This is a genomic window from Sphingomonas qilianensis (assembly GCF_039614825.1).
Lineage (GTDB): Bacteria > Pseudomonadota > Alphaproteobacteria > Sphingomonadales > Sphingomonadaceae > Sphingomonas > Sphingomonas qilianensis.
The window spans coordinates 318,920-331,771 of the sequence record NZ_JBDIMF010000001.1; the positions used below are offsets into that span (position 1 = coordinate 318,920).

The following is a 12,852-nucleotide window of genomic DNA, read 5'->3' on the forward strand; positions in this document are numbered from 1 at the left end:
GAAACGCCAGAGGGTCTGTAAGCCGGGTTCTGTCCCCCCGTTTGACCGGGATGGGCGACCATTCCTCTAGGCCCGCACTTGCATGCGGGCTCAAGCAACCAACCCGGGCGACGAGCAGCAACGATGCTCATATGCCGCCCCTATTCGGTTTTGCTCCCGGTGGGGTTTGCCGTGCCGCCCTTGTTGCCAAGCGCGCGGTGCGCTCTTGCCGCACCCTTTCACCGTGGCGCTGCCGAAGCACTAGGCCGAAGCCGGACGCCGTCTACTCTCTGTGGCACTTTCCCTGGGGTCACCCCCGCCGGGCGTTACCCGGCACCGTCGTTACGTGGAGCCCGGACTTTCCTCGCGGGTGCCAGGCACCCCCGCGGTCGCCCGACCCTCTGGCGAGCGCGGTGCTTAGCGTGGCTGTGCGGTTCCTGCTACCCCCGCTGCGCGCAAGAGAGGAGCGCGCACCGTTAATCGTCCCCTTGCGGTTTCGGCAGCAACAGGCCGAGCAGGATGCAGCGACATTCCATATCGATTTCGCCATCGATCAGCTCGGGCCGGAAACGGCGCTGAAACGCCACCACCGCGGCCAGTTTGTCCGCCACATCATAGCCGAACCGTTCGAGTGCCAGCAGAAAGCCGCCATCGGTCCAGCGCGGATCCATCAAATTCTTCGTCGGGCGGGGCAGCGCCAGGCGACGCTTGGCCAGTTCTGCCCAGGGAAACAGCTCGCCCGGATCCTGTTTGCGCGTCGGGGCGATGTCGGAATGGCCGACCACGTTGCCGCGCTTGATCTCGTGCCGGTCCTTGATCGCGGCGACCAAGGGCAGCAGCGCCGCGATCTGTTGCTCCGGGAACGGGCGATAGCCGAACTCATGCCCCGGATTGACCAGCTCGATGCCCACGCTGGCGCTGTTGACATCGGTGATGCCGCGCCAATGCGACCGCCCCGCGTGCCAGGCACGCTTGGCCTCACCGACCATCTTCAGCACCGTGCCATCCTCGGCGATCAGATAATGCGCCGAGACTTTGGCCTCGGGATCGATCAGCCGCCGGATCGCCGATTCGGCATCCTGCATGCCGGTATAGTGCAACACGATCATCGACACCGGCAGCAACCGTTCGTCGAAATTGGGCGACGGCGTATCGATCAGGGTCATGGCGGCTCCTCGGCGGCATCGCGCCTCCTGCCATGCCGACTAGCATAGCGCGCGTCCGCTGCGAAACGTGGCGATGCGCCGGCTGCTCAGACCCCGGTCGGCTCGTAAAACCCGCGATAGGTCGGGGATGGCCGAAACGCATCGGTCTGCCCGATCACCGTTTCGCCCGCCCCCAGCACGAGCAGCCCGTCAGGCCGCAGCACGCCGGCCAGCCGCGCCAGCACTTCCGCGCGGCGCGGTGGCGACAGATACATCAGCACGTTGCGGCACAGGATCACATCGAAGCGCCCGACCGGCAGTTCATCACCGATCAGGTTTGCCCGGCGAAACGCGATTGTGCGCACCAGATCGGGCTTGGCCATCCAGTCCGATCCCACCGCATCAAACCAGCGCACCATGCGCCGTACGGAGAGCCCCCTTTGGATTTCGAACTGCGTAAACATGCCGCTCCTGGCGCGCGCGAGCGCCGCGCCGGACACGTCGCTGGCCACGATCTCGGGCGCCCGCCCGGCCGCGCCCGACGCTGGCCCCACTTCGGTCTGTTCGGCCACCATCATGGCCAGCGACAAGGGCTCCTGCCCGGTCGAGCACCCCGCCGACCACAGCCGCACGCTGCGTGTCGGAGATGCGATGCGCCGCGCCTGTACCGCCGCGCCGATCAACTCCATCACTGCGGGATCGCGAAAAAACGAGCTTTCCTGATTGAGTAGGGCATCGACGATGTGATCCGCCAGAGCAGGGTCTTCATCGGCCCCGACGCGGGCGGCGAGGTGTTCCAACGTATCGATTCCCCGGTCGCGCAGCACAGGTCCGAGCGCGGTTTCGATCCGCCAGGCGCGGCTGGCGGCGATGATCTGACCGGTGCGTTGCTGCAGCAGCGTCGCAAAAACGGTGAGCGCGTCGACCGGATGCATTGGCGCGGCGGTGGCTGTCCGGCGTGGCGGTGGCGGCAAGGTCATGTCGGGCGTTGCCGCGTGGCGATCAGACGGCCGATTTCCGGCGGCGTCAGCACCGCGCTGGCATCCCCCGCCGCCGCCACCGCGCCGGGCATGCCCCAGACCACGGAACTGTCGCGATCCTGCACGACGATGCAGCCGCCTGCCGCTGCCGCGCGGTGCGCCCCCACGCTGCCGTCACGCCCCATCCCGCTCAGCACGATGCACAAGGCCCGCGCCCCAAACACCTCGGCGACGCTTTCAAACATCGGATCGACTGAGGGCATGCAGCCGCTGCGAGTTGCTTCCCGCGTCAGCCGCACGGCCGCCGCGCCGTCTCCCAGAGCGACGATTCGCAGGTGGCCATCGCCGGGCGCGATAAGCACGCGCCCCGGGACAATGCGCATGCGGTCCGTCGCGACCTCGCATGGGCGCTGCGCCAGCAAGGTCGTTTGCTGCGCGAAATATGGCATGAACGCGCTTGGCAGGTGCTGCGTGATCAGGATCGGCTGGCGGAAACTGGCGGGGATTTCGCGAAGCACCTGGCTCAAGGCATGGATGCCGCCGGTTGAGGCGCCGATCGCGACGATATCGAAGCTCTCGCTGCGATCCGGCGCAATCTTCCGTCGTCGCGCGGCTGGCGCGCCGGCCGTCTCGGACGCCAGTAGAAGACGCAGTTTATCGATCAGATCATCGGCAAAGCGCCCGGCCAGCGCACCATTGGGGGGCTTTTCCAGCGTATCCGCCGCCCCCAGTGCCAGCGCCTGAACGGCCGCCGGGCCGCCCGCTGCGCAGGAGGACGATATTACCAGGATCGGCGCCCCGCCGCCCGCCGCGATCAGATCGGGCAGCGCGCTCAGCCCGTTCGCACCGGGAATATCGATATCGAGCAGAATGAGATCGACCGGCGACCGACGCAGGAACTCGGTCGCCTGCCCTGCCTCGGCCACGGCGGCCACCACTACGAAATTGCTTTTGGCGGCAAGCATGCGGGCGATCACCGCGCGCGCCACGGCCGAATCGTCGACGATCAGCAAGCGAGCATCGCGTCCGTTGGCGGTAACGCGCGTGGTGGATCGGGCGCTCATCGTGGCTAGTCGCTAGGCCATCCCGACGATCAGCAATTTGCTTTCCAGCGTTTCGCGGTCGAACGGTTTCATGACATATTCGTCGGCCCCTGCTTCGATCGCGGCGCGGATATGGGCAATGCCGTTTTCGGTCGTGCAAAAAACGACCTTTGGCCGCGGTGCTACCGCGCTCGAGCGCAGCGCACGCAGGAAATCCATCCCCGACATCACCGGCATGTTCCAATCGAGCAGCACCACATCCGGCGCGGAGGCCAGGCAAGCATCCAGCGCTTCCTTGCCATCGCATGCCTCGGTGACGCTGAAATCGAGCGTTTCGAGGATATGGCGCGCCACTTTGCGGATCACTTTGGAATCATCGACTACCAGGCAAGTCTTCATCAGTTCGTCCCGTATTGTGGCGTCGCAATTGTGACGGGGATGAATGAGCGTCGCGTTAATGGCGCCAAGTCAGGCTGATACGGGCAACAGCGCGCGCAAATTGAGCGCCAGAATCGGCTTTCCATCGCGTGCAACGATGCCGCATCCGGCGGCCCGCCACCCGCCCTCGAGAGCGATCCCCGCCGCCAGCGGCACCAGATCGAACGGCTCCACATCCTCGAGCGAATCGACCAGCACCGCGTAATGCTGCCCTTCCACCACCGTGATCACCGCACGCCCGGCGGGGCGCGAAGGCGCGGTAAGGCCGAGCGCCACATGGGCGTCGATCACGGTCACCACCCGGCTGCGCAGGGCCGCCAAGCCCCGCACCTGCGCCACCGCGCGGGGCACGGGCACTATGGTACCGATATCGACCACCGATTCGACCTGCCCCGACTCGATCGCCACGGGGCGGCCAGCGATCGTCGCGATCAGAAACAAGCTGCTCATCAGCCGGCCCGCCCCGAATGGTACGCCAACGCAGCGAGCAGACCCGGCCGATCGTAACGATAAATGCTGTCGTCATCGCTGCCGCGGATGGGCCGATCCTGGCGCAGCCGGATCACCGAAGCCGCATTCAGCGACAGCGTGGGTTCAGCGTCCATCGTCAGCACGATGGCAGGCGGGTCGCCCTGCTGCAGTTCGGTAGCCACGGTATAACCGGCGTTTTCGAGGGTCGGTTTCAAGAACGTGGTCATCCACGGCGAGCCGCTGCCATCGATCAGCACCAACGGCGCGGGTTCGTCAGTCAAGGCGTCTCCATGCACCGCGAACAGCCAATATACATCGACAATTTCGATCTGGTGGCCATCGACAGTGACGACGCCAGCGACCGGCCCCGCTGTGCGACTGCCGACCCTGACTTCGGGCACGGTGATGATGTCGACCGCGCCATCGATCGCATAGGCAATCTCGCTTCGTCCATCCCGCAATCGGAGCACGGATACGCTCTGGCCCTGGGAAATTTCCGCCATCGCCGCCAAGGGCACGATGCGATCCTCGACGACCAGCCTCAGACGCCCTGCCGCGAATCGAATGTCATGGGGCTGCACGGGCTCGATGCGATCGATAGCAGCCAGCGGCATTGCCCGTCGCACGCCATCGAGATCATCGAACAGCAGCGCCGCTATCCCCTCGATGCGTGCCTCCACGTCGTCATCGTTCGCCAACTCATGGCGGCAAAATTCAAGCCCCGCCACTGCCGCGATCCCTGCGCCATCGAGCAAGAGCATCGGCAAGCCACTGTCGGGCAATGCCTGGCCGGCATAAATTCCGGTGGCCATTACGGCAGGCGTGGCCGGCTTGATGACCAGTTCCTCGTGATCGAGCACGGCGTCGACCGCCAGCGCATAACTGCCACCCGCCACGCCAACGATCACCAGCATCATCGGATCGGCACTGGACGGGCGCATGCGCATGAGGTCGCCAAGATCCACCAGTGGCATGCGCCTGTCCCGTACCGTCGCCGCGGGGCGATCCCCCAGCATATCGACACGGACCTGCGGCGCGCGCACCATCACGATCTCCTGGATCGCTTGACGCGAAATGGCAAAGCGCTGCGCGGCGACGGTAATGATGATGGTGGGGATGATCGACAGGGTCAGCGGCACGTGGAGCGCGATACGCAGGCCCGCGCCCGGCCGGTTGTCTATTTCGATGCGTCCGCCGATTTGCTCGACATTGGTGCGAACGACATCCATCCCCACGCCGCGCCCCGAAATGCCGGTGGCCACATCCTTCGCCGACAGCCCCGGTTGGAAAATCAGATCGAGCCTGGCCTTCGGGCTCAACGCGCGCAGCTCAGGCTCGGGCCGACCAGCGAGCACCAGCTTCGCGATCAGCCGATCGACGTCGATGCCGCGCCCGTCATCAGCAATCTCGATGATAATCTGATTGCCGGATTGCCGCGCCGCCACTGTCAACCGGCCACTTTCGCGCTTTCCAACCCCAATTCGCTCAGCCGGTGTTTCAAGCCCGTGATCGATGGCATTGCGCACCATATGCGTCAGTGGATCACGCATCATCTCGATCATCTCGCGATCGAGTTCGACATCCGATCCTTCGATCGTCAACTTCACCGTTTTGCCGAGTTCTACCGCGATATCCCGCACCATGCGCGGCAGCGCGGAAAAGAGCGCATCGACCTTCTGCATCCGCGTGCGCGTCACCGTATCGCGCATCTCTGCGACCGTCAGCGACAGACGCTCCAACGCGGCCTCGACCGCGGGATCGGCATCTTCGTCGCGCAGCCGGCGGGCGAGCTCGTTGCGCGCCAGCACCATATCCGACATGCCCGACATCATCCGGTCGAGCAGATCGACGCCGAGCCGCACGCTGCGCGCTGGCTGACGCTGCGCTGCCGGATTGGCGCTGAGATCGGCCCCGACAGCGCCTTGGGCGAGCGCGGCGATCAGCTGATCTTCGCCGCTATCATCCAACGACTGACCGCCATCGATGGCCTCGACCAGCGCCCCAATGCGATCGACGATGGCCAGCACGGCATTAACCAATGCTGTGTCCGGCACGCGGGCACCATCGCGCACCGCGGCAAGCGCATCCTCAGCGGCGTGGCTCAGGCGCGCGAGCCGCGGCAGATCGAGGAAACCGCAGCTCCCCTTTACGGTGTGAACAAAGCGGAAGATCGCATCGAGCCGCTGACCGTCCGCCGGAGCGCTTTCCCACGCGACGATCTCCCCGGAAAGCGCATCAAGCGTATCCCGGGTTTCAGCGATGAATTCCTGCAATAGATCGTCCATGGGCCCCCGCGTCGGCGCCAGCTTGGACGATCACTGATTAAGGGGTGGTTTACCCGGCGCGAAAAGCTGCGCCAAACAACAACACCGGCGCATCGGGCGGGGATACCTGAACGGTGCCGCCGCCTTCGGCGACCAAGGCCTGCACCAGATATGCCGCTGCCGCCCGCGGCGTGATCACCGCATCGCCCTGCGTCCCGGCCAGCGCGCCGCGCAGCTCCTGATCGAGCACGATGCGCGGGCCATCGGCGCGCACCACGATCTCCACGGCGCCATCGATGCTTTCTGCGCCGACATCGAGCTGCCCGCCGCGGATCAGCGCGTCTCCCGCAATCAGCGCCAGGTTCAGCAGCACCTTGATCGCCGGCTTGGGCAGGGTCGCATCCTCCACCAGCCAGCCGAACTTGAGCCGTTGGTTGTCGCCGAACAGCCCCTCGATTGCCGCCCGCGCCTCACGTGCATCGACCATTTCGCCAAAACCGCCCGCGGCGCCAAAGGCCAGGCGGAAGAATTTCAGTTTGTTCGCCGAAGCGCGCGCGCTTTCGTTGAGCAGCTCAAGGCAGCGCGCGCGCATTTCGGGATCATGCTCATCGGCAAGCAGTTCAAGCCCGTTGTTGAGCGCACCTACGGGGGAGAGCAGATCATGGCACAGGCGCGAGCAGAGCAGGCTGGCGAAATCGACCGAGGAAATGGTCATTTGATGGGGTCCGCTTCGGGGAAAAGGATGTGATCGCTCTTCTGGCGAGGTGGGGGCGGCTGCGCAACCCACTGCGACCGGCATTCGCCTACCCTACCCGTCCGTCATCCGGAACTCGGTCCGGATGACGATGAAGTCGTAACGAGCGCCACGCCCTCAAACGCCCCAGCCCGCGCTGTCCGCCAGGCGCGCGCCTCATGCCCCGCCAAGATCAACCACACCGCCCCGTCCCCCATCGCGCTTGCCGCGTCGGTCGCCGAGGGCTCGGCGCGGCCCGACGGATGCGAGTGATAGTGACCGATCACTGCCGGCCCGCCTGCCCGGGCGCGACGATGCGCCGCGAACAAGGCGACCGGATCGATCTCGAACGCGCGCGCCGGCGCCGGCGCCACGTTGGCGCACGCTGCCGCCGCTTCGATCCTGTACGTAGTGCCGAACAACAGCCCGCAGATCTCCCGATCAGGCGTGGCTCGCACCTCGGCGAGCAGGCCGGCCAGCAGCGCGCTTGAAATCTCCAACCTCATGCCCACATCGCTAAAGCATGTGCCGGGGGGTTTCCATCATCGAAGCAAGGATCGCGGAGGCCGCGGATGGCTGGCGGCTGGATCGTGCCTTGGCCGACGCGGTCCCGACGCTGTCACGTGAGCGGCTGAAAGTCTTGATCAACAGTGGGGCGGTGAGCGACCCAAGTGGTGCGCTGGCGCGCGATCCGTCGCGCAAGGCGGCGGCGGGCGCCTTGTTCAACGTCGCCGTGCCGGCGCCGACGCCGGCGCACAATGAACCGCAGGATATCGCGCTCAACGTGGTGTTCGAGGACGAGCATCTGATCGTGATCGATAAACAGGCCGGGCTCGTCGTCCACCCCGCGGCAGGCAATCTGGATGGTACCCTGGTCAATGCGCTGCTGCACCATTGCGGCGGCAGCCTGTCCGGCATCGGTGGCGTCGCGCGGCCGGGCATTGTGCACCGCATCGACAAGGACACGTCGGGGCTGATGCTCGCGGCCAAGACAGATCGCGCGCACGAAGGCTTGGCGCGGCAGTTTCACGATCACAGCATCGACCGGCGCTACAAGGCGATCGTTGCAGGCCGCCCCGCGCCGCCCGCCGGCAAGATCGACAAGCCACTGGCGCGCTCGGCGACCAATCGCAAAAAGGTCGCGATCGTCGAGGGCGGCAAACGTGCAGTGACGCATTTTTCGACGCTCAAGTCTCTGAAAAACGCCGCATTGGTTGAGTGCCGCTTGGAGACCGGGCGGACCCATCAGGTGCGCGTGCACATGGCCTCGATCGGCCATGCCTTGCTGGGAGACCCGGTTTATGGTAGAACAAAACAAGCTCATCGGGAGCTTTTGGAAACGCTGAATTTCCACCGCCAGGCGTTGCACGCCGCGCGCTTGGGGTTCATTCATCCAGTGAAAAATACCGTTCTGGCGTTCGACAGTGAAATGCCTGCCGATATGCAGGAACTGTTCAACTTTCTTAACGTATAGCTATCAGGCTTCGCTGCGTTGCGGCATGCCTATTTGAAAGGGAGATCATTACATGGCCAAAAGCAACTTGCCGGCCACGGTCCCCGCTCTTGGCGGAGAGGCCAGCCTCAACCGCTATCTGTCGGAAATCAAAAAATTCCCCATCCTCGCGCCCGAGCAGGAATATATGCTCGCTAAGCGCTTTGAGGAACATGGCGACACCGATGCTGCGGCGCAGTTGGTCACCTCGCATCTGCGCCTCGTGGCCAAGATCGCGATGGGCTATCGCGGCTACGGCCTGCCCACGTCCGAGCTCATTTCAGAAGGCAATATCGGCCTGATGCAGGGCGTGAAGAAGTTCGAGGCGGATCGCGGCTTCCGCCTCGCCACCTACGCCATGTGGTGGATCCGCGCCTCGATCCAGGAATATATCCTGCGCAGCTGGTCGCTGGTGAAAATGGGCACTACCGCCGCACAGAAGAAATTGTTCTTCAATTTGCGCCGGATGAAATCCAAGCTCGATGCGTTCGAGGATGGCGATCTCACGCCCGAGCATCTGACGAAGATCGCCACCGATCTTGGCGTGACCGAGGCAGAAGTCACCAGCATGAACCGCCGCATGGCGATGGGCGGGGATACCTCGCTCAACGTGCCAATGCGCGAGGACGGCGATGGCCAGTGGCAGGACTGGCTGCAGGACGACGCCCCTTTGCAGGACACGGTCGTTGCCGAAGCGCAGGAGGCCGACGTGCGGCATGAGATGCTGACCTCCGCGATGGAGGATCTTAACGAGCGTGAGCAGCATATCCTGACCGAGCGCCGGCTGACCGACGATCCTAAGACGCTGGAAGAACTGAGCCAGGTTTACGGCGTGAGCCGCGAGCGCGTCCGCCAGATCGAAGTGCGTGCGTTCGAGAAGCTGCAAAAAGCGATGATGCGGCTGGCGGGTGATCGCCGACTGGTGACGGCTGCCTGAGAAGAAAAGATTTTTCGCGCGAAGACGCTAAGACGCGAAGAGAAGAAGGTCCACGCCGGCCTTTACCAGCTTTTTGCGCCTTAGCGTCTTCGTGCGAATTACCCTTGTTCTTTCTTCACACGCGGCTCCAGCGGTAACCCCTCGGCGGCGCTCGCGACGAAGGCTCTTTCCCCGTCGCGGCTAATCCGGCACTCCTGCCGAAATGAACGACCGCCCTTTCTCGGCGCGACGGCGCACCGCCGTCCGCGATGCCATGCCCCGCCGCCAGCTCCCACGCCGTATTCTCGGCTGGATTGCAAAGTCGGTGATCGGCTTCGTTTTGCTCTCTGTGCTGTGGGTGGTGATCTATCGCTTCGTGCCGCCACCAATCACGCTGACGATGGTCGGCGATATGCTGGGCGGGCATAGCGTCACCAAGAAATGGGTGCCGCTCTCGGCGATCGATAGCGATATGCCCCGCGCCGCGATCGCTGGCGAGGATGCTCGGTTCTGCACGCATCACGGCTTTGATTTCACCGCGATCGCCAATGCCGCCTATCGCAACGCCAAGGGCGGGCGCATCCGCGGCGGATCGACGATCAGCCAGCAGACTGCCAAGAACGCCTTCCTGTTCCAGGGGGGCGGCTACCTGCGCAAGGCGCTGGAGGCCTATTTCACGGTGCTGATCGAGAATATCTGGGGCAAGCGCCGGATCATGGAAGTCTATCTCAACGTCGCCGAGACGGGCATCGGCACCTACGGCGTGGAGGCCGGCGCGATCCGCTATTTCGGGCATAGCGCGGCACGGCTCTCGCCCTCGGAGGCCGGCCGCATCGCGGCGATCCTGCCGCTGCCCAAGAAGCGCGCCGCCAAAGCCCCGCGCGGCTTCACGCGGCGGCATGGCAACGCCATCACGCGGCGTGTGGGCGTGGTGCGTAATGGCGGGCTGGATGGCTGCCTGAGCTAACGAAAAATGTCACCCCGGATCACATTCGGGGTGACGACACGACTTAGAACGGCAGTTTGAACCCCGGCGGCAACGGCATCCCGCTGGTCATCTTGCTCATCTCGGTATTGGACGCCGTGTCCGCCCGCGCGCGGGCATCGTTGAAGGCGGCGACGATCAGATCTTCGAGCATCTGTTTGTCCGTAGGTACGATCAGCGAATCATCGATGGAAATGCCGATGATGCGGCCCTTGGCGGACGCCCTGACCTTGACCAGCCCGCCGCCGGCGACGCCCTCGACCTCGATCACGTCGAGATTGGCCTGGGCCTTTTCCAGTTCGGCCTGGACGTTCTGCGCCATGGCCATGATGTCTTCGATGCTCTTCATGCGATCTTCCTCGTTACATTTTGGACTGCGCGGCGATCAGCCGATCAAGCTCTTCCTCGGGCAGCACTGCCTCGGGAAACGCCTCGAACGCCGCTTTGACCACCGGGCTGGCAAGAATATCCGCGCGCAGCCCCGCGCGCGCTTCGCCGCGGCGCTCCTTGATCGTTGGCGCGCCGGGCGCATCTTCGGTGGTCACTTTCCACGCGCGACCGGTGCAATTCTTGAGCTCGACGGTCAAATCGCGCACGAGATCGGCGGGCAAGGGCCGCGCCGCGCTCAGCACCAGTTCGGGCGGCGCGAGGCGGATCACGCTGGCGCTGCGCTCCAGCTTCACCGCCAGCCCGAATTCGCCGCTCCGCTCGATCGCCGCGATGATCTCCTCGATCGTGCCGGGCAAGGCCGGTTCGGCAGACGCGGCAGGGGCCGATGCCGGGGCAGCCGGCCCGGCTGCAGGCGCCGCGACCGGCACCGGCCCGCCCGCCGCCAACTGCCGGGCAAGCTCGCCCGGATCGGGCAGCTGCGAGGCATGGACCACGCGCAGCAACGCCATTTCGCACGCCTCGATCGGCAGTGCCGCGCGCGCCACCTCGTCATGCCCCTTGAGCAGCAATTGCCACAAACGGTGCAACGCGGCGAACGACAAGGCGGAAGCCCAGCCCTGCTGCGCCTCGCGCTCCTCATTGGCCTGCCCCGCCTCGGGCGGCGTGCCGAGCTTGACCAGCGTTACGCCGTGGACCGTTTCAAGCAACGCGCGCAGCACCGCCTGCGGATCGACGCCGAGATCATATTGCCGCCGGAGCGCGCCCAGCGCGCCAAGCCCGTCCCCTGCGAGCAACAGCCCGAGCAGGTCACGCACTGCGCCGCGATCGGACAGGCCGAGCATGTCGCGCACCGCGCCGGCCTTCACGCCGCCGCCTTCGATCCCGGCATGCGCGATGGCCTGATCGAGGATCGACAGCCCGTCGCGCGCGCTGCCTTCCGCCGCACGCGCGATCAGCCCGAGCGCTTCGGGCTCCGCTTCGACCCCCTCGGCTTCGGAAACGCGCGCGAAATGCGCCGCCAGCATCTCGGCCGAGATGCGCCGCAAATCGAAGCGCTGGCAGCGCGACAGCACCGTTACCGGCACCTTGTTGACCTCGGTCGTCGCGAACAGGAATTTCACATGCGCCGGCGGCTCCTCCAGCGTCTTGAGCAACGCGTTGAACGCGTTCTTCGACAGCATGTGGACTTCGTCGATGATGTAGATCTTGAACCGCGCCGACACCGCGGCATAACGCGAGGCATCGATGATCTCGCGCACGTCGTCGACGCCGGTATGGCTGGCGGCATCCATCTCGATCACGTCGATATGCCGCCCCTCGGCGATCGCACGACACGGTTCGCATACCCCGCACGGATCGATCGTCGGCCCGCCCTTCCCGTCCGGTCCGATGCAGTTGAGCGCCTTGGCGATCAGCCGCGCGGTGGAGGTCTTGCCGACCCCGCGCACCCCGGTGAGCAGGAAGGCATGCGCCAGGCGTCCGCGCTTGATCGCGTTGCCAAGCGTGGTGACCATTGCATCCTGGCCGATCAACTCGGCAAAGGTCTGCGGGCGATATTTGCGGGCGAGCACGCGATATGCCTCGGGCCTGGCCGGCTGCGCGGGCTCGCCCAAGTCGAAGCTCGGGAGGTCGAGGCTCGGAAGGTCGAGGCTGGGGAGATCGTGGGAGTCGGACATTACCGACTATCTAGGCGGCGATCGCGCCGGATGGTAGGAAAAGGTTTCGCAAGCCCAACGTCATGTGCACCGTCATCCCGGACTTGGTCCGGTATCCGCCGTGCCGCAGGCGATGCGGTGCGCGGAAGAAAGTGGACATAGCAACAAGAGGACTGGCAATAGCGCCGCGGCAAAGCCACGTCGTCGGACGGGGCCCTGCCCCGCCGGCCGCGCTCACCGCAGCTTTGCTGCGGCTCGCGGTGGAAGCCGGAACGACCCGTGGCGAAATCGTTGTGGCTGCTTCCTTCCGGATCTGACCAGGTTGGCGACGACCACGTCCGCCCGACTTCCAAGAGCGCCT

General features: G+C 65.3%; 13 protein-coding genes and 2 other RNA genes. 3 read left to right on the top strand and 12 right to left on the bottom strand.

The window, feature by feature from the left end; all coding sequences use genetic code 11:
• Positions 1 to 2: 2 nt before the first annotated feature.
• From rnpB to ABC969_RS01535, 9 genes are all read right to left on the bottom strand, one after another.
• Positions 3 to 384, bottom strand: an RNA gene (gene rnpB, locus ABC969_RS01495) — RNase P RNA component class A.
• 71 nt (positions 385 to 455) lie between these two features.
• Positions 456 to 1,145: an N-acetylmuramoyl-L-alanine amidase gene (locus ABC969_RS01500; RefSeq protein WP_345862477.1), complete on the bottom strand. Its 690-nt coding sequence runs from the start codon at positions 1,143 to 1,145 to the stop codon at positions 456 to 458.
• An 86-nt stretch (positions 1,146 to 1,231) separates the two neighbouring features.
• Positions 1,232 to 2,104 (bottom strand): CheR family methyltransferase, encoded by an 873-nt coding sequence (locus ABC969_RS01505; protein WP_345862479.1) that lies wholly within the window; start codon positions 2,102 to 2,104, stop codon positions 1,232 to 1,234.
• Entirely contained in the window at positions 2,101 to 3,168 is a 1,068-nt protein-coding gene (locus tag ABC969_RS01510) for a chemotaxis protein CheB (RefSeq protein ID WP_345862481.1), read from the bottom strand. Before ABC969_RS01510 ends, ABC969_RS01505 begins: the two co-directional genes overlap by 4 nt.
• A 12-nt stretch (positions 3,169 to 3,180) precedes the next feature.
• Positions 3,181 to 3,546, bottom strand: coding sequence for a response regulator (locus tag ABC969_RS01515; RefSeq protein ID WP_345862482.1), 366 nt, complete (start codon positions 3,544 to 3,546; stop codon positions 3,181 to 3,183).
• Between the two features lie 69 nt (positions 3,547 to 3,615).
• Positions 3,616 to 4,035 carry a chemotaxis protein CheW gene (locus ABC969_RS01520; protein ID WP_345862484.1) on the bottom strand — a complete coding sequence of 140 codons (420 nt, stop codon included), beginning with the start codon at positions 4,033 to 4,035 and terminating at the stop codon, positions 3,616 to 3,618.
• Positions 4,035 to 6,341 (bottom strand): chemotaxis protein CheA, encoded by a 2,307-nt coding sequence (locus ABC969_RS01525; RefSeq protein ID WP_345862486.1) that lies wholly within the window; start codon positions 6,339 to 6,341, stop codon positions 4,035 to 4,037. Before ABC969_RS01525 ends, ABC969_RS01520 begins: the two co-directional genes overlap by 1 nt.
• A gap of 49 nt (positions 6,342 to 6,390) precedes the next feature.
• Positions 6,391 to 7,035 carry a histidine phosphotransferase family protein gene (locus ABC969_RS01530; RefSeq protein WP_345862487.1) on the bottom strand — a complete coding sequence of 215 codons (645 nt, stop codon included), beginning with the start codon at positions 7,033 to 7,035 and terminating at the stop codon, positions 6,391 to 6,393.
• Between the two features lie 104 nt (positions 7,036 to 7,139).
• Positions 7,140 to 7,559 (bottom strand): M67 family metallopeptidase, encoded by a 420-nt coding sequence (locus tag ABC969_RS01535; protein ID WP_345862488.1) that lies wholly within the window; start codon positions 7,557 to 7,559, stop codon positions 7,140 to 7,142.
• 17 nt (positions 7,560 to 7,576) lie between these two features.
• On the opposite strand from ABC969_RS01535, the gene ABC969_RS01540 reads away from it, so the two are divergent.
• The 3 genes from ABC969_RS01540 (at position 7,577) to mtgA (ending at position 10,428) form a co-directional block, all read left to right on the top strand.
• Positions 7,577 to 8,527: an RluA family pseudouridine synthase gene (locus ABC969_RS01540; protein ID WP_345862490.1), complete on the top strand. Its 951-nt coding sequence runs from the start codon at positions 7,577 to 7,579 to the stop codon at positions 8,525 to 8,527.
• 52 nt (positions 8,528 to 8,579) lie between these two features.
• The gene (gene rpoH / locus ABC969_RS01545) at positions 8,580 to 9,482 is read left to right on the top strand and encodes an RNA polymerase sigma factor RpoH (RefSeq protein ID WP_345862491.1); all 903 of its coding nucleotides are present in this window, start codon (positions 8,580 to 8,582) and stop codon (positions 9,480 to 9,482) included.
• A gap of 253 nt (positions 9,483 to 9,735) precedes the next feature.
• Positions 9,736 to 10,428 (top strand): monofunctional biosynthetic peptidoglycan transglycosylase, encoded by a 693-nt coding sequence (gene mtgA, locus ABC969_RS01550; protein WP_345863784.1) that lies wholly within the window; start codon positions 9,736 to 9,738, stop codon positions 10,426 to 10,428.
• Positions 10,429 to 10,471: 43 nt separating this feature from the next.
• On the opposite strand, the gene ABC969_RS01555 is transcribed toward mtgA, so the two are convergent.
• From ABC969_RS01555 to ffs, 3 genes are all read right to left on the bottom strand, one after another.
• Positions 10,472 to 10,795, bottom strand: a complete 324-nt coding sequence (locus ABC969_RS01555; RefSeq protein ID WP_345862494.1) for a YbaB/EbfC family nucleoid-associated protein — start codon at positions 10,793 to 10,795, stop codon at positions 10,472 to 10,474.
• Between the two features lie 13 nt (positions 10,796 to 10,808).
• Positions 10,809 to 12,512: a DNA polymerase III subunit gamma/tau gene (locus ABC969_RS01560; protein ID WP_345862495.1), complete on the bottom strand. Its 1,704-nt coding sequence runs from the start codon at positions 12,510 to 12,512 to the stop codon at positions 10,809 to 10,811.
• A 236-nt stretch (positions 12,513 to 12,748) separates the two neighbouring features.
• Positions 12,749 to 12,844, bottom strand: an RNA gene (ffs, locus tag ABC969_RS01565) — signal recognition particle sRNA small type.
• Positions 12,845 to 12,852: the final 8 nt, after the last annotated feature.